At 73.8% G+C, this 15,866-nt stretch carries 19 protein-coding genes; 12 read left to right on the forward strand and 7 right to left on the reverse strand.

Going from position 1 to position 15,866, the window contains the following annotated elements; all coding sequences use genetic code 11:
* Positions 1-35 precede the first annotated feature (35 nt).
* A complete protein-coding gene (locus ACE7GA_RS10545; protein ID WP_376099171.1) occupies positions 36-668 on the forward strand; it encodes a hypothetical protein in 633 nt (210 codons plus the stop codon).
* On the opposite strand, the gene ACE7GA_RS10550 is transcribed toward ACE7GA_RS10545, so the two are convergent.
* A complete protein-coding gene (locus ACE7GA_RS10550; RefSeq protein WP_376099173.1) occupies positions 648-1,370 on the reverse strand; it encodes a TVP38/TMEM64 family protein in 723 nt (240 codons plus the stop codon). The genes ACE7GA_RS10545 and ACE7GA_RS10550 overlap by 21 nt on opposite strands.
* The gene (locus ACE7GA_RS10555) at positions 1,367-2,149 is read right to left on the reverse strand and encodes a glycosyltransferase family 2 protein (RefSeq protein WP_376099175.1); all 783 of its coding nucleotides are present in this window, start codon (positions 2,147-2,149) and stop codon (positions 1,367-1,369) included. The genes ACE7GA_RS10550 and ACE7GA_RS10555 overlap by 4 nt, the downstream gene beginning before the upstream one ends.
* A gap of 449 nt (positions 2,150-2,598) precedes the next feature.
* Here ACE7GA_RS10555 and ACE7GA_RS10560 point away from each other — a divergent pair, with 449 nt between their 5' ends.
* The 8 genes from ACE7GA_RS10560 to ACE7GA_RS10595 are packed head-to-tail and all read left to right on the forward strand — an operon-like array spanning position 2,599 to position 9,397.
* Positions 2,599-3,744, forward strand: coding sequence for a COX15/CtaA family protein (locus ACE7GA_RS10560; protein ID WP_376099177.1), 1,146 nt, complete (start codon positions 2,599-2,601; stop codon positions 3,742-3,744).
* 20 nt (positions 3,745-3,764) lie between these two features.
* Positions 3,765-4,661, forward strand: a complete 897-nt coding sequence (locus ACE7GA_RS10565; protein WP_376099179.1) for a PAS-domain containing protein — start codon at positions 3,765-3,767, stop codon at positions 4,659-4,661.
* Positions 4,597-5,688 (forward strand): PAS-domain containing protein, encoded by a 1,092-nt coding sequence (locus ACE7GA_RS10570; protein WP_376100213.1) that lies wholly within the window; start codon positions 4,597-4,599, stop codon positions 5,686-5,688. Before ACE7GA_RS10565 ends, ACE7GA_RS10570 begins: the two co-directional genes overlap by 65 nt.
* The gene (locus ACE7GA_RS10575; RefSeq protein ID WP_376099181.1) at positions 5,661-6,053 is read left to right on the forward strand and encodes an ATP-binding protein; all 393 of its coding nucleotides are present in this window, start codon (positions 5,661-5,663) and stop codon (positions 6,051-6,053) included. Before ACE7GA_RS10570 ends, ACE7GA_RS10575 begins: the two co-directional genes overlap by 28 nt.
* Positions 6,050-7,498: a metalloprotease TldD gene (tldD, locus tag ACE7GA_RS10580; protein WP_376099183.1), complete on the forward strand. Its 1,449-nt coding sequence runs from the start codon at positions 6,050-6,052 to the stop codon at positions 7,496-7,498. Before ACE7GA_RS10575 ends, tldD begins: the two co-directional genes overlap by 4 nt.
* A 12-nt stretch (positions 7,499-7,510) precedes the next feature.
* A complete protein-coding gene (locus ACE7GA_RS10585) occupies positions 7,511-8,224 on the forward strand; it encodes a TSUP family transporter (RefSeq protein ID WP_376099185.1) in 714 nt (237 codons plus the stop codon).
* Between the two features lie 4 nt (positions 8,225-8,228).
* Entirely contained in the window at positions 8,229-8,942 is a 714-nt protein-coding gene (locus ACE7GA_RS10590; protein ID WP_376099187.1) for a hypothetical protein, read from the forward strand.
* Positions 8,939-9,397: a GNAT family N-acetyltransferase gene (locus ACE7GA_RS10595; protein WP_376099189.1), complete on the forward strand. Its 459-nt coding sequence runs from the start codon at positions 8,939-8,941 to the stop codon at positions 9,395-9,397. The genes ACE7GA_RS10590 and ACE7GA_RS10595 overlap by 4 nt, the downstream gene beginning before the upstream one ends.
* A 16-nt stretch (positions 9,398-9,413) precedes the next feature.
* Here ACE7GA_RS10595 and ACE7GA_RS10600 read toward each other — a convergent pair whose 3' ends face one another.
* From ACE7GA_RS10600 to ACE7GA_RS10615, 4 genes are read right to left on the reverse strand one after another with little or no spacing between them, the layout of a single operon-like run.
* Positions 9,414-9,851, reverse strand: a complete 438-nt coding sequence (locus ACE7GA_RS10600; protein WP_376099191.1) for a hypothetical protein — start codon at positions 9,849-9,851, stop codon at positions 9,414-9,416.
* Positions 9,852-9,856: 5 nt separating this feature from the next.
* On the reverse strand, positions 9,857-10,150 hold the full coding sequence (locus ACE7GA_RS10605) for a nucleotidyltransferase domain-containing protein (RefSeq protein ID WP_376099193.1): 294 nt from the start codon (positions 10,148-10,150) through the stop codon (positions 9,857-9,859).
* A gap of 20 nt (positions 10,151-10,170) precedes the next feature.
* Entirely contained in the window at positions 10,171-11,532 is a 1,362-nt protein-coding gene (locus ACE7GA_RS10610; RefSeq protein ID WP_376099195.1) for a glutamate--cysteine ligase, read from the reverse strand.
* A gap of 39 nt (positions 11,533-11,571) precedes the next feature.
* A complete protein-coding gene (locus ACE7GA_RS10615; protein ID WP_376099197.1) occupies positions 11,572-12,288 on the reverse strand; it encodes a 16S rRNA (uracil(1498)-N(3))-methyltransferase in 717 nt (238 codons plus the stop codon).
* 29 nt (positions 12,289-12,317) lie between these two features.
* Here ACE7GA_RS10615 and ubiA point away from each other — a divergent pair, with 29 nt between their 5' ends.
* From ubiA to ACE7GA_RS10630, 3 genes are all read left to right on the forward strand, one after another.
* Positions 12,318-13,217 carry a 4-hydroxybenzoate octaprenyltransferase gene (ubiA, locus tag ACE7GA_RS10620; RefSeq protein ID WP_376099199.1) on the forward strand — a complete coding sequence of 300 codons (900 nt, stop codon included), beginning with the start codon at positions 12,318-12,320 and terminating at the stop codon, positions 13,215-13,217.
* On the forward strand, positions 13,214-13,873 hold the full coding sequence (locus ACE7GA_RS10625; RefSeq protein ID WP_376099201.1) for a methyltransferase: 660 nt from the start codon (positions 13,214-13,216) through the stop codon (positions 13,871-13,873). The genes ubiA and ACE7GA_RS10625 overlap by 4 nt, the downstream gene beginning before the upstream one ends.
* 78 nt (positions 13,874-13,951) lie before the next feature.
* Entirely contained in the window at positions 13,952-14,437 is a 486-nt protein-coding gene (locus ACE7GA_RS10630; protein ID WP_376099203.1) for a response regulator, read from the forward strand.
* Here the strand turns inward: ACE7GA_RS10630 and ACE7GA_RS10635 are convergent.
* On the reverse strand, positions 14,345-15,826 hold the full coding sequence (locus tag ACE7GA_RS10635; protein ID WP_376099205.1) for a sensor histidine kinase: 1,482 nt from the start codon (positions 15,824-15,826) through the stop codon (positions 14,345-14,347). The genes ACE7GA_RS10630 and ACE7GA_RS10635 overlap by 93 nt on opposite strands.
* Positions 15,827-15,866: the final 40 nt, after the last annotated feature.

The following is a 15,866-nucleotide window of genomic DNA, read 5'->3' on the forward strand; positions in this document are numbered from 1 at the left end:
CGTCGGCCGATCGCCGTGCCCCTATCTGGGGTGGCATGCCACGCCCCGCCGCCCTGCCCTTGCTCGCCGTGCTCCTCCTGCCCGGGGTCGCCGCGGCGCAGTCGGCCGCCGGGGGGACGGAGACCTTCGGGCCCTGGCTGCTGACCTGCTTCCAGGACCGCATGACCGACACGGCGGAGTGCCGGATGCTGCACCGGCAGCCGGTGGAGCCCGCTGCCCCCGGCCACGCGGCGCTGGCGCTAGAGGTGGTGGATCGGGGCGGGCGGCTGGTGCCGGCCGTGACGGCGCGGGACCTGACGCTGGAGGGCGCGGCGCGCGGCGTGCTGGCGGTGACGGGAACGGCGCAGCTGCGCTTCCCGCCGAACCGGTTCTACGACATGCCCTGCACGCTGGAGGGGCGCTCGCTCGTCTGCGCGCCGCGGGATGCGGACCTGGCGCGTGCCGCGACCGAACTGCCGGCGGCGGACCGGGCGCTGGTGCGCATCACCGGGCTGCTGGTGCCTGAGGCGCAGGCGATGCGGGAGCCGGTGGAGATCCGGGTGTCCGACACGGGGCCGGCGCTGGCCCGCTTCCGGTCCCGCGTGCCGGCGGGAAGCGCGCCGCCCCCGCCGCCTGGCTTCGACGTGCGGGAGATGCTCGGGCGGCTGCTACGGCTGCTGCAGGGGTGAGGGGTCGTCCTCGGCGGCGCCACGGCGGAGGAGCCAGAGGCCGAGGATGACGGAGACGACGAAGAGGGCGCCGCCGAGGACGAGTTGCGCCGTGCGGTCCACCGCGACGCCGTCGCCGAGCAGCGCGAAGACGAGGGTCTGCGGCAGGTAGCCGATCGCGGACGCCGCGAGGTAGGGGGCGAGGCGGATGCCCCCGATTCCCGCGAGCAGGTTGAGGGCGAGGTTGTTCCCGACCGGCAGGAGCCGGATGGCGAGGGTCGCGCCGAAGGTATTGCGGGCCAGTCGGTCGCGCAGCGGGCGGAGGCGGCGGCCGAAGCGGCCCTGGAGGCGACGTTCCGCCCAGGCCCGGCCGACGAGGCGGGCCCAGGCGAAGGAGGCGGCGCAGCCCAGGAGTTGGGCGAGGAGCGACCAGGCGATCCCCTCCCCCGCGCCGAAGGCGTAGCCGCCGAGGAAGGCGACGGCCTGGCGCGGCAGGCCGGCGGCGGTGGCCGCGCCGCCGATCGCGACGAAGATCGCCTCGCCCCAGAGGCCCTGTCCCCGGATGAAGGTGTCCACCCAGGCCATGCCCGTGTCCGTGCCCGGGGCGACGCCGAGGGTGCGGACGATCCAGCCGGCGAGGGCGAGGCCGACCGCCATGACGCCGAGGCGCAGGGCGGCGCGCAGGCCGGACGGTCCGGCGCCGGACGGGGTGGCCGCGGTCACGGGACGAGGGTGGGGCGTTTCGCCCGGCGCTGGAGCCAGGCGACGCCGAGCAGGTCCACGAGGCCCACGGCCAGCCGGTCGAGCGTGCCGTAGTTGGACCGGCCGCGCATGCGGGGGCGGTGGCCGACGGGTTCGCTGACGACGCGGCCGCCGGCCCGGATGACGAGGGCCGGCAGGAAGCGGTGCATGTGGTCGAAATGCGGGAGGGCGAGGAAGAGGTCGCGCGGGAAGACCTTCAGGCCGCAGCCGGAATCCGGCGTGGCGTCGCCGAGCAGTCGGGATCGCACGCGGTTGGCGACGCGGGAGGAGAGGCGCTTGATCCTCGTGTCGCGCCGGGTGGTGCGCCAGCCCGCGACCATGATTGGCCCGCCCTCGGCGCGGGCGCGGTCCCAGAGGCGGGGGAGGTCGGCGGGGTCGTTCTGGCCGTCGCCGTCCAGCGTCCCGATCCAGGCCGCGCGGGCGTGGCGGATGCCCGTGGCGACGGCGGCGGACTGGCCGCAGGATTCGGCATGGCGGAGGAGACGGACGGGGCCATGCGCGGGCGCGGCGGCGGCGGCGGCCTGGACGGCATCCGCTGTCCCGTCCGAGGAGCCGTCATCCACGCAGAGGACCTCGTGCGGCGCCGGGCCGAGGGCGGCGGCGATCTCGGCGAGCAACGGGCCGATGTTGGCGGCCTCGTTCCGCAGGGGGATCACGACGGAGAGGGAGGGGAGGGCGCCGGGGCCCTCGGACCCTCCATCACGGGGTGCGGGGCCGGTGGCAGGCGATGGCCCGGGCATGCGGCGGCGGGGGGTAGCAGGGGGCGCCGGGGGCGTCCACCCGGGCGGGCCGCGCGGGCCGGGCGGGTGGTGGCAGGGGGCGGGTCCGTCCTGCCCGTTTCCGTCCTTCCAAGTCCCTCCCGCCGTGGTCCGTCCCGCCGGAAGCCTTGCTGCCGAGGTCACTCCTGCCAGGGGCGTTCCTGCGGCGGTCCGTCCGGCAGAGATCCGTCCCGACGGGGCCGGGCCGAGGTTACGGGCCAAGAGCGGCGGCCCACTCGACAGGGGCTGCGCGCAGGCCAGGCACCACGCGGCCGGCGGGGCGCGTCATCGGCCGGCGTCGCGGGGACGATCCCCGACAGGTGACCGTCGCGCGGCGCGGAGGTGGTTTCCTCCCCCCGCATTCGGCCGCATGTTGTGAGGCCGCGGTTGTCGCCCCAAGTCCCGCGGTACCCCCGCACCGCCCGGACCGCATGCCCTTCGACGCCGCTTCTTCCGCCTTCGGAACCGCGACCGCCCCTGACGGGAAGCGGCGCGCGGTCGCGTTCTGGCTGCTGACCGTTGCCGGCATGGTCTGGGTGATGGTCGCGATCGGCGGGGCGACGCGTCTGACGGGGTCGGGCCTGTCCATCATGGAATGGGCGCCGCTGTCCGGCTTCCTGCCGCCGCTGTCGGAGGCCGAGTGGAACCGGCTCTACGATCTCTACCGCACTATCCCGCAGTACCGGCTGGTGAACGCCGGCTTCGGGCTGGAGGGGTTCAAGGAAATCTTCTGGCTGGAATGGATCCACCGCTTCTGGGGGCGGCTGATCGGGCTGGTCTTCGCGGGCGGGCTGGCGTGGTTCGCGTGGCGGCGCGCGATCCCCCAGGGCTACGGGCGGCGGATGGTGCTGCTGCTCGTGCTCGGCGGGCTCCAGGGTGCGGTCGGGTGGTTCATGGTGGCCTCGGGCTTCCAGGCGGACCGGACCGCCGTGTCCCCCTGGCGGCTGGTGATCCACCTGGGCCTCGCGCTCGTGCTGTTCTCGATGCTGGTCTGGACCGCGCTGACGCTGTTGCGGCCGATGCGGAACGCGCCGCCGGCGGCGGCGCCGCTGCGGGGAATGGCGCACGCGACGGCGGGGCTGCTGGCGCTCGCGATGCTCGCGGGCGGGTTCGTGGCGGGGACCAAGGCGGGCTTCACCTACAACACCTTCCCGCTGATGGACGGGGCGCTGGTCCCGCCGGGCTATGCGGACCTGTCGCCCTTCCCGCGCAACCTCGTCGAGAACCTCGCGGCGGTGCAGTTCAATCACCGGCTCCTCGCGACGCTCGCGGGCGTGGCGGCGCTGGTGCTGGCTTGGCGCGTCATCCGCGCGGTGCCGCGGGGGCGGGTGCGGACGGCGGGGTTGATCCTCGGCGGCGTGGTCGCGGCGCAGTACGCGCTGGGTGTCGCGACGCTCGTCCACGTCGTGCCCGTCTGGCTCGGCACGCTGCACCAGACCGTGGCGGTGGGCGTGCTGGCGGCGGTGCTGCTGCTGCTGCATTCCCTGCGCGCGCCGCGGCCGGTGCCGCGCGCCGCGCCGGCGCCGAGCCTGGCGGAGCGTGCGGCGCGCACGAGTCCGCCGGACCGCGTGATGTGAGCGGGGGTCCCGCCGGGACCGTGTCCGAGGAGCGGCTGCGGGCGCTACTCGACTCGCTGCCGGCCGGGGTCGCGGCCTATGACGCGGACGGGCGGCTGCTCTACGCCAATCCCGCGATGTGGCGGCAGGCGGGCGAGGACGTGCCCGCCCTGCCGGCCGGCTCCACGCTGGAGCAGGTGATCACCGTCATGGCCAGGGCCGGCCATTACGGGCCCGGCGACGCGGCGACCCGGGTTCGGGAGGGCCTGGTCCTGGACCGCGGCCGGTCCCGGCACCGCCTTGCGCGCAACGTCGCGGGGCGCTGGCACGAGTTGCGGAGCGAGCCGCTCCCCGGCGGCGGGTCGGTCAGCCTGTCGGTGGACGTCACCGACCTGCACCGGACCGAGCCGGAGGCCATCGCGCGGGCCGCGCTGCTCGACAACATCCTGCAGCGCCTGTCGAGCGGCGTCGCGGAGTACGACCACAAGGGGCGGCTGCGCTACTTCAATTCGGCCTATCGCAGCCTCACCGGCTTCCCGCCGGGGTCGCTCCGCCTCGGCATGGCGCTGGCCGAGGTCTTCGAGGTGCTGGAGGCCGCGGGGCAGCTCGTGAACCTGACGCCGGAGCAGATGGCCGACCTGCCGCGGGGGGCTCCGCGGGGCGCGTTCGGTCGAGCGCCGGCGTCCGGACGGGGCGGTGCTGTGGACGCGGTCCAGCCCCTTCCCGGAGGGCGGGCACCTCGTCGAGGTGGACGAGATCACGCCGCTCCGCCGCGCGGAGGACGAGGTGCGGCGCCGCGCGGCGATGCTCGACGCGGTGCTGGCGGCGCTGCCGCACGGGGTCTGCGTGTACGGGCCGGACCGGCGCGTCGCGATGGTGAACGCGGCCTACCAGCGGATCATGGCGGGGTCCGAGGTGAGGGTCGGCGAGCACCATGACGAGATCGTGGCGCGGCGCCTGGCGGAGGACGAGTACGACGCGGAGGCGCCGGCCGCCGTGATGCGCGCGCTGGAGGAGGGCGACCCGGCCTTCGACCGCATCAGGATCCGGCCGAACGGGACGGTCCTGTCGGTGCGCGCGGGCCGGCTGCCGGATGGCGGGCACATCACCGTCATGACGGACATCACCGCGCGGCACCGTGCCGAGCGGGAGGCGGAGCGGCGCGCGACGACGCTGCGCGACATGCTCGACAACCAGAAGGACGGGGTGGCGCTGTTCGACAGCGCGGGCATCCTGATCGCCTGCAACGCGCTGGCGGCGCGGCTGTCCGGCCTGTCCCCGGAGGAGATGCGGCCCGGGCTGTCGCTGGACGAGCTGCGCCGCCTGCAACTTGCGGTACGGGAGTTCGGGGCACCGGACACGCCGACCGCGCTGGAATACGTCGCCCGGTCGTCCACCACGATCGGGAACCTGCCGCGGCGCTACGTCCGGCGGCGGCCGGACGGGTCGCTGCTGGAAGTCCGGACAGACCCCACGCCGGATGGCGGGTTCATCCGCACCTACCGCGACGTGACGGAGGAATACGAGGCGCGGGCGGAACTGGAGCGGGCGCGCGACGTGGCGGAGGGGGCATCCCGCGCCAAGTCCGGCTTCCTCGCGGCCGTGACGCATGAGTTGCGGACCCCGCTGAACGCGGTGATCGGCTTCTCCGAGGCGATCCTGGAGGAGACGCGGCCCGACCGGATGCGGGCGCATGCGGCGGAGGTGCTCTCGGCGGGGCGGACGCTGCTGAGCCTCGTGGACGGGATCCTGGCGGCGACGCGCGTCGAAGCGGGGGAGGACGCGGTGGGCGGCCCGGCCTTCGATCCGGCGCCGGTGCTGCGGGCCGCGGCGGCCGACTTGGCGGGCGCGGTGGAGGAGGCGGGGCTGACGCTGACGCTGGACGTGCCGCGGCGGCTTCCCCAGGTAAGGGGGATCAGCGGCGGCTGCGGCAGGTGGTGGACGCGCTGCTGTCCAACGCGGTGAAGTTCACGCCGGCGGGCGGGATGGTGCGGGTGACCGCGGCGGCCGAGGGCGAGGCGGTGGTGGCGCGGATCGCGGATACGGGGATCGGCATGGAGCCCTCCCAGGTCCCCCGCGCCTTCGAGGCCTTCACCCAGTTGGAGAGCGGGCTGAACCGGCGCTTCGCGGGATCCGGGCTGGGGTTGTACCTGGCGCGGGCGCTGACGACGGCCATGGGCATGGACCTGGCGCTGGAGAGCGCGCCGGGCGCGGGAACGACGGCGGTGCTGCGGATGCGGGCGGAAGCGGCCCAGCCCGCGGCGCAGGACGTGCCCGCGGCGCAGGACGTGCCCGCGGCGCAGGACGTGAAGGACGGAGAGTTGGCATGACGGGCGAGACGGCGCTGGAGACCGCGCTTGAGACGACGGGGCGGCTGTTCTTCCGGGAAGTGGACCCGGCGGAGGCGGCGCGCATCACCGCACACGCGCTGGACGGGAGCGAGGACGGGGAACTGTTCCTCGAATACCGGGAGAGCGAGGTGACGAGCCTGGAGGACGGGCGCATCCGCTCCGCGTCCTTCGACACGACGCGCGGCTTCGGCCTGCGCGCGGTCCGTGGCGCCGCGGCGGCCTATGCCCATGCGGGGGAGATCACGGCGCCCGCGCTGAAGCGCGCGGCGGAGGCGGTGCGCGGGCTGCCGGGGGAGCGTGCCGTCGTCGTGGCCGAGGGGCCGCGGGCGACGAATGCGCGGCTCTACGACGCGGCGAACCCGCTGGGTGCGATGGACTTCCCGGCGAAGGCGGCGCTGCTGGCGGAGATGGACGCCTATGCGCGCGGGCTCGATCCCCGCGTGGTGCAGGTGATGGCGTCGCTGTCGGGGGAATGGCAGGCGGTGCGGATTTCCCGCCCCGACGGGCGTGAGGTCGCGGACCTGCGGCCGCTGGTGCGGCTCTCCGTCTCCGTCGTCGTCGAGGCGAACGGGCGGCGGGAGACGGGGTCTTACGGCACCGGCGGGCGCTTCGGGTATGACCGCGTGACCTCCGCCGCGACCTGGCGCGCGGCGGTGGACGAGGCGCTGCGGCAGGCCGTGCTGAACCTCGATTCCGTCGCGGCCCCGGCGGGCGAGATGGAGGTCGTGCTCGGCCCGGGCTGGCCGGGCATCCTGTTGCACGAGGCGATCGGCCACGGGCTGGAGGGCGACTTCAACCGCAAGGGGACATCGGCCTTCGCGGGGCTGATGGGGCAGCGCGTGGCCTCCCCCGGCGTGACGGTGGTGGATGACGGGACGATCCCCGACCGCCGCGGTTCGCTGACGGTAGACGACGAGGGCACGCCGTCGGGCCGCACCGTCATGATCGAGGACGGCATCCTGACCGGCTTCATCCAGGACAGGCAGAACGCGCGGCTGATGGGCGTGCGGCCTACCGGCAACGGGCGGCGACAGAGCCACGCGCATGTCCCCATGCCCCGGATGACCAATACGGTGATGCTGGGTGGCCAGCATTCGCCGGAGGAGATCATCCGGTCCGTCAAGCGCGGGATCTACGCCGTGAACTTCGGCGGGGGGCAGGTGGACATCACGTCGGGCAAGTTCGTGTTCTCGGCGTCCGAGGCCTACAAGATCGAGGACGGGAAGATCGGCGCGCCGGTGAAGGGTGCGACGCTCATCGGCGACGGGCCGACGGCGCTGACGAACGTCACGATGATCGGCAACGACATGTCGCTCGATCCGGGGATCGGGGTCTGCGGCAAGCAGGGCCAGGGCGTGCCGGTGGGCGTGGGGCAGCCGACGCTGAAGATGACGGGGCTGACGATCGGCGGGACGGCGGTCTGAGCACCCGGACGGGTGCTCGACCCTCTCCGGCTGGGGCTCGCGAACGCGGCGATCGCGGTCGCGACGGTCGTGCAGCTGTCGGTCGGCCTCGGCTTCGCGATGGTCGGCGCGCCGCTGCTGCTGCTGATCGACCCAAGGCTGGTGCCCGGGCCCTTCGCGGCCTCGGCGCTGCCCGTGCTGTTCTACCAGTGGCGTGCCGATGCGGGGGAGGTGCCGCGCGGGCTGCTGCTGCCGGCGACGACGGCGCTGCTCCTCGGCACCGCGGCCGGCATGGCGCTCGCCGCCTGGCAGCCGGCGGTGGGGTCGCGGCGGGGCTGCGGCGTGGTCATCCTGCTCTGCGTCGTGCTGACGCTGGCGGTGCCGACACTGCGGACCAGCACCCGGCTGCTGGCGGGGAAGGGATTCGCCTCCGGCGTCATGGGAGGGATCGCGGCGGTGCACGGGCCGCTGATCGGGTTGGCCGTCTCGGGCCTGCCGGCGCGGGCGCTGCGCGGGTTTCTCGGCGCCTTCTACCTCGTCGCGCAGGCCTCGGTGCTGCTGCTGGCCTTCCCGGCGGGGCGGGCGGATTCCGGGACCTGGCTGCTGGCAGCCTCGCTCCTGCCGGGGATGGCGGTCGGGGCCCTCGCCTCGCCTCCGGCGCGGCGCTGGCTCGTCGGGCCGCGGCTGCGGATCGCGATCCTAACGGTCGCAACCTTCGCGGGCGGCCTGCTGGTGGCGGTGGGGTGAGGCGGTGACGACGCTCGCGGGCATCGCCCTCGCCAACCTCGCGATGGCCGCGGCGACGGTCGTGCAATTGGCGGCGGGGATCGGCTTCGGGCTGGTCGGGGCGTCGCTGCTGCTGGCGGTGGACCCGCGGCTGGTCCCCGTGCCCTTTGCGGCGGCGGGGATCGTGCTGCTGTTCGGCCAGTGGCGGTCGAATGCGGCCTCCGTGCCGAAGGGGGTGCTGCTGCCTTCGGTACTCGGTGTCGTCGCGGGGACCGTCGTCGGGATGGGGCTGGCGGTGGCCTGGCCGGAACTGGGATCGCGCCGTGGCTGCGGCGTGGTGGTGCTGGTCGCCGTCGCGCTGTCGCTGCTGGTCCCGCCGCTGCGGCCGACGGGTCCGACGCTGGCCGCCGCGGCGGCGGTGTCCGGTGCCATGGGCGGGATCGCCGGGACGCATGGACCGCTGATGGGGCTGGCGGTGACGGGGATGACGGCCCAGGCGGTGCGCGGGTTCCTCGGGCTGTTCTGGATGATCGCCTATGGGACGATCCTGGTGATCGCGCTTCCGGCGGGACGCATCCATCCGGGGGATCTGTGGATGGCCGTGGCCTTGCTACCCGGACTGGCGCTCGGCGCGGCTCTGTCCGGGCCGGCGCGGCGCTGGCTCGTGGGGCCGCGTCTCCGCTGGGCGATCCTGCTGCTGGCGACCGTGTCCGGCGCGGCGCTGGTGATCGCGGGATGATGCGTCGCGCCCGGCCGGAGGAGGCGGAGGCCCTGCGCGCGCTGACCGAGCGCGCCTATGCCGATTACGTGCCGGTCATCGGCCGACGCCCCGCACCGATGGACGACGACTTCGCCGCGCGCATCGCGGCCGGCGGGGCCTTCGTGCTGGAACGCGATGGCGCGATCGCCGCGCTGGCGATCCTCGAGGACGCGCCGGACCACCTGTGGATCGAGAACCTTGCGGCGGAACCGTCCCTGCACGGTGGCGGGATCGGCCGCGCGCTGCTGTCCTTCGTGGAGGAGGAGGCGCGGCGGCGCGGGTTCCGCGACGTTCGGCTGTGCACGAACGAGCGGATGGAGCGGAACCTCCGCATCTACGCGCGCGCCGGCTTCGTCGAGGTCGAGCGGCGGAAGGAGGACGGGTTCAGGCGGGTCCATATGCGAAAGGCGCTGCCGGAGCAGGCGGGAAGATAGGCGCGGGCGCGGACCGCTACGTGCCGCGCGGCAGCATCGCAACCGTGTCCAGCAGAATGGGCACCGAGGCGGCGGCGCGGTGGAGGATCGCGGCCGATACGGCCGGCTCGTCAGGATAGACGTGCGAGGGAATGTTGCGGACCTTGCCAGCCTCGCGGAAGGCGTCGGCCGAAGGAACGTAGCGCAGGCGGTCCATGAGTTCGACGACGTCGCGCCGCGACATGCGCGTCGGGTCTCGTTCCTCAACCTCGACGACGATGCCGCGGAAGACGGATTCCTGCAGGTGGTTCGTCAGGTTCTCGAAGCGGAGGAGGAAGGCGTCCAGGAACTCCGGCTGGGCGGCGTCGAGCCGCGCCAGGGCTTCGGCGTCCAGCGGCAGGTGGGGCGACAGCCAATCGAAGGACCGGCGCAGGCGGGCAGCGAGGTGTTCGGCCGTCACGACCGCGTCGGCCAAGCCGGTCACAGTGGGATACCGGTTTCCGCCGCCACGCACTCGATGCGCAGCGGTTCGCGGTCGCGGGAGCGGACGATCAGATCGGTCGAGAGGTCGTCGAGCGCACGCTCGATGCGTCCCTGCGCCTGCCAGCACAGGTCGTCGGGCACAGCGCGCGGCACCTCGACGAGGAGGTCGAGGTCGCCGCCCCGCACGTCCAGGCGGGCGCGCGATCCGAAGACGCGGACGGTCGCCTCGGGACCGAAGACCTCCGTCACGATGCGCTTGACCGCGGCGATCTCCGCTGGGGTCAGTCGCACCTTCGGGGCCTCCGCCGCGCTCACAAGGCCGCTTCCCCGAACACCCGGGACACGTCGCCGCCCCAGGAGCCGGCGTTGAGGCGCAGCCAGGCATCGGCCTGCGTCTCGCCGCTCGCCGCGATGGCGTCGAGCGGGTCGAGGTAGCGTTCCTCCCCCAAGCCCCGCGCGCGCAGGCCGTCGCGCGCGATGGCGAGGACGTCCACCGCCACCTCCCGCAGCGTGCGTCCGCCGATCATGGCGTCCAGGGCCCGCGTCGGTACGTCGGCGCGCATGGCGTGAAGCTGGGCGACGGACCAGTCACGGGTCAGGGCGCGCGCGGCCTTCTGCGCGGCATCGTCGTAGATCAGCCCGACCCAGAAGGCGGGGAGCGCCGCGATCATGGCGGGCGTCGCGCCGACATCGGCCCCGCGCATCTCCAGGAAGCGCTTGAGCCGCACGTCCGTGAAGACCGTCGTCACGTGGTCCGCCCAGTCGCCCATGGTCGCACGGACCTCCGGCTGGCCGGGCAGGCCGTGCGCCATGAACTGGCGGAAGGTGGCGTTGGTCGCGTCCACGAAGCGGCCGTCGCGCATGACGAAGTACATGGGAACGTCCAGCACGAACTCGGAGAAGCGTTCGAAGCCGAAACCGTCCTCGAAGACGACGGCGGGGATGCCGGTGCGGTCGGGGTCCGTGCGGCTCCAGACATGGCCGCGGAGGGTGCGGTATTCCGTCGGCTGGCCTTCGCGGAAGGGGGAGTTGGCGAAGAGGGCGGTCGCGAGCGGCTGCAGCGCGAGGGAGACGCGCAGCTTCTCCACCATGTCCGCCTCATCCCCGAAGTCGAGGTTGGCCTGCACGGTCGCGGTGCGCAGCATCATGTCGAGGCCCATGTCCCCGACCCGGGGCATGTAGTTCCGCATGATGGCGTAGCGGGTCTTGGGCATCCACGGCATGGATTCGCGCGTGGCGAGCGGGTGGAAGCCGATGCCAGCAAAGCCGATGCCCATGGGCTCCGCGACCTCGCGAAGTCCCGTCAGGTGCGAGTCCAGCTCGGCCGACATGGCATGCAGGGACGCAACGGGTGCGCCGGACAGCTCGAACTGCCCGCCCGGTTCGAGGGAGATCGAGGCGCCGTCTTTCGTCAGGCCGATCGTGCGTCCCGTGTCGAGGATCGGTTCCCAGCCCCGCGCGGCCAGGGCGTCGAGGATCGCGCCGATCCCGCCACGCCCGGCCGAATCCGTCTCGTAGGCCGGCGGGGAGAGGTCGGCGAAGCGGTAGCCGATCTTCTCGTGCTCCGTCCCGACGCGCCAGGCGTCGCGCGGCTTGCTGCCCGCCGCGAACCAGGCGGCGAGGTCGCGAAGGCCGGTGACCGGCGTGGGATCGGCCTCGCCGGGGTTAGACATGCGCGTTTTCCAACCCCGATTCCCCCACAAGCCAGCGCATCACCGGCCGGCCCAGTCGCCCCGCAACGCCTGGATCACCGCGAGCGCGGCGACCGCGGCGGTCTCGGCCCGCAGGATTCGGGGGCCGAGCGACGCGGCTGCAACAAAGGGATGGCGGGTCAGGGCGTCAAGTTCCTGAATCGTGAACCCTCCCTCGGGTCCGACGAGCAGGGCGGGCATGGCTGGGGCGTTCCCCACTGCATCGGCCAGCGGCGCGGCGCCGCGGCGTTCGGCGGCGACCAGCAAGGGCGTGCCGTCCCATCGGTCGAGGGCGGCGTGCAGCGGGACCGCCTCGCCGACCTCCGGCACGTCCAGGCGCTCGCATTGCTCCGCGGCCTCGCGGGCGATGAGGGTCAGGCGGGTCGCGTTGACGCGGTCCGGCACGGCGCGGGCGGTGAGGACGGGGCGGATGGCGCGAACGCCGAGTTCCGTCGCCTTCTCGACGACCCATTCCATCGCGTCGCGCTTGACGGCGGCCATGAGCAGCACGGGGCCGGACGGCGCGACCTGGGGGCGCACCCGTTCCTCCGGCACCACGGCCGCGTCGTCCTTGCGGAGATGGGCGATGCGGCCGCGCCACTCCCCGTCCCGGCCGTTGAACAGGGTTACCGGATCCCCCACCCCCCGCCGCAGCACGCCGCCGAGGTAGCGTCCCGAGGCGGGGACGGCCTGGCCCGCGACCAGGTCGCTCTCGGTGAACAGGCGCGGGATGGACATCGAGGGACGTTCCGGGCTTCGTGCGGTCCGTGACCTCCTACACCGACATCCGGGCGGAAGGCGCGGCCCGCTGGTTGCCGCCCGCCCTCGTCCCCTACGCACTGCTGATGCGGCTGGACCGGCCGATCGGATCGTGGCTGCTGTTCCTGCCGGGGCTCTGGGCCTTCGCGGCGGCGGCGCCGAGCGCGGGACGGGCGGCGTGGCTGACCCTCCTCTTCGCGATCGGGGCCGTGGCGATGCGCGGCGCGGGCTGCGTCGTGAACGACCTGTGGGATCGCGACCTGGACCGGCAGGTGGAGCGGACGCGAGGCCGGCCACTGGCCTCCGGCGCGGTGTCGGTGCGCGGGGCCCTCGGCTTCCTCGTGCTGCTGTGCTGCATCGGCCTCGCGGTCCTGCTGCAACTGCCGACGACCGCGGTCTGGCTGGGCTTCGCCGTGCTCGTCCCGATCGCGCTCTACCCGCTCGCGAAGCGTGTCACGGACTGGCCGCAGGCGGTGCTGGGCGTCGTCTTCTCCTACGCCGCGCCGATGGGGTGGGTGGCCGCGACGGGGGCGCTGACCATGCCCGGGCTGCTGCTGTGGCTCGCGGGCTTCTGCTGGATCCTCGGCTACGACACGATCTACGCACACCAGGACCGGGACGACGATGCCCTCGTGGGCATCCGCTCCTCCGCGCGCACGCTGGGGCAGCGGACGCGACCCTTCCTGATCGGCGTCTTCGGCGGGACGGTCGCGCTGCTGGCGGCCGCCGGGCTATCGGCCGGGCTGAACCCGCTGTTCCTTGCGGGTCTCGCGCTGCCGGCCGCCCATTTCGCCTGGCAGGTCCGCCGCCTCGACATCACCGATCCTGCCGCCTGCCTGCGGCTGTTCCGGTCGAACCGCGACGCGGGGCTGCTGATCGCGCTGGCGTTGCTGCTCGGCCGGGTGTGAGAGACGCGGAGGCCTTCGTCGCGGCGAACACCGTCGTCGCGCGGCCGCCCCTGGTGCCGGAGGTCGCGCTGCACCTCGCGACGGAGATCACGCCGATCTGGCAGGCGACGGAGGCCTGGCTGGGCGAGGAGGGGATCGAGCCGCCCTTCTGGGCCTTCGCCTGGCCGGGCAGCCAGGCCCTCGCCCGCTACGTGCTGGATGAACCGTCCCGCGTCGCGGGGCTGCGCGTGCTGGACTTCGCGGCAGGCGGCGGGCTGGCGGCGATCGCGGCGGCCATGGCGGGGGCCGCGGCCGTGGAGGCAGCGGAACTCGACCCCCTTGCCCATGCCGCGACCCGTCTGAACGCGCGCCTGAACGGCGTGGTGGTCACGGAGGCCCCAGGCGACGTGGTTGGCTCGCCGTGCCGCTGGGACCGCATCCTCGCCGGCGACGTCTGCTATGAGGCGCCGATGACGAACCACGTCCTGCCGTGGCTGCGCGCGATGGCCACTGCTGGCGCCGAAGTCTGGCTCGCCGATCCCGGCCGCGCCTACCTGCCGAGGCACGGCCTGGAACCGCTCTCGCGCCACCTCGTCCCGACCAGCCGGGAACTGGAGGACCACGACGAGCGGAACGTGACGATCTGGCGCGTGTCGCACCCGTCGCAAGGCGCCTGACGTTCCGCGTCCGGATCGCAACCGCGTGATGCCGGCGGCCGTTCACCAGACCTCATCCACAAACCAGCGTGATGTCCCATGCCGGATCGCGTATTGATCGTCGAAGACGAGATCCTGATCGCGCTGGATCTTTCGCACACGCTCCAGGCCATGGGCCTGGACGTCGTGGCCGTCGCCGCGGACTCCGCGACGGCGCGGGCCGCCGCGGCCGAGCGTCCGGGCGAGGTGGAACTAGCCCTGGTGGACCTGAACCTGCGCGACGGCCCATCCGGCCCCGCGCTCGGGCGGGAACTGGCGGGGAGCTTCGGCATCACCGTCGTGCACCTCACGGCCAATCCCCGCCAGGCCGCGGTCGGGATCGAAGGCCCGGTCGGCATCCTCCCCAAGCCCTACACCGAGCAGAGTCTCAAGGACACGGTGAACTTCGCTCTGGCGATGCGGGCGGGCCGGCCGCTGCCGGTGCCGAACGACCTACGGATCCTGCCCCGCCCGGCCGAGGACGGCGCGACGCCGTCGCAGCGCCCCCGCGGGAACGCGTACCTCCACCTCCAGCCCATCCGGTAACCAGCGTCGCTCCACGCGGCCGGAGAGCTGGCCCTGGACGCTGAGCGTCGCGATCTGGGTGCCGAAGCCATCGCGGGCCGGCGGGCCGCCGACGCGGGGGCCGCCGCCTTCGCGCCAAGTCAACAGCAGCTCGTCTCCGTCCGGGCGTACGTCGATCGCGACGTGGCCGACCGGGTCGGAGAAGGCGCCGTATTTCGCGGCGTTCGTCGCGAGTTCGTGGAACAGCAGCGCGAGCGGCGTGGCCGCACCGTCGTCGAAGATCTGGTCCTCGCCGTCCAGGCGCAGGCGCCCCTCCACCCCGCCCGCATAGGGTGCCAGGAGTTCCCGCAGGAAGGCGAAGAGCGTGCCCCGGCCGAGGCCAGGGCGGCTGTCCTTGCTGTGCGGGCGCGCGAATTCATGCGCGTGGCCCAGCGCCTCGATCCGGCGGCGCAGGTCGGCGGCGAAGGCCAGGGCCTCCGGATGCCGCCGCGCCGCGAGCGAGACGAGCGAGGCAGTGACGGAGAAGATGTTCTTGATCCGGTGCGACAGCTCGTGACTGAGGAGCTCCCGTTCCTCCGCGGCGCGGCGCATGTCGTGGATGTCGGTGCAGGTGCCGAACCAGCGGGTGATGGCGCCGGCTTCGTCGCGCACGGGGACGGCGCGGCCGAGGAACCAGCGCCAGCGGCCGTCGGCCAGGCGAAGGCGGTACTCCACTTCATAGGGTTCGCCTGTCGAGAGGGAGTGGTTCCAGCGCCGCCAGGCTTCCGGCTGGTCGTCCGGGTGAAAGATGCCGGCCCAGCCCGCACCGTCCGTCTCCCCGGGCTTGGTGCCCGTGACCTCGTACCAGCGGCGGTTGTAGTAGTCGTGGTGACCATCGGCCCGGGTGGACCAGACGATCTGCGGCATCGCGTCGGCGATGGTGCGGAAGCGCGATTCGCTCTCGATCAACGCGGCTTCGGCCTGCTTGCGGTCCGTGATGTCCACGGCGACGCCGGGGAAGCGGATCGAGTTCCTCGCGGTGTCGCGGAGCGCGCGTCCACGGGCCAGGACCCATCGCACGGAGCCGTCGGGCTGCACGACGCGGTACTCCGCGCGGTAGAGGCGGTCTTCACGGAGTGCCTCCTCGATCGTGGCCTGCACCGGCGAGCGGTCGTCGGGGTGCATGGCCGCGAGGAAGGCGGCGATGGGAACCCCGTGAGCGCCTTCCTCCTCGGACACGCCGAAGAGCCGGCAGAAGCGGGCATCGGCGACGACGCGGTCCCGCGCGACGTCCCAGTCCCAGCAGCCCACGACATCCGCGACGTCGAGCGCGAAGGCCAGGCGCTCGAGCGCCCATGCCGGCTCGGCGGCGAGGAGGGGATCATCCTTGGACAAGGGCGCGGGGGAGAAGGGCGCGTGGGAGAAGGGCACGGGGCTCCTTCCCTCGGCTGCTCCGGAGAGAAGCGCGGGG

The sequence above is a fragment of the Roseomonas sp. CCTCC AB2023176 genome (assembly GCF_042259275.1).
GTDB lineage: Bacteria > Pseudomonadota > Alphaproteobacteria > Acetobacterales > Acetobacteraceae > Roseomonas.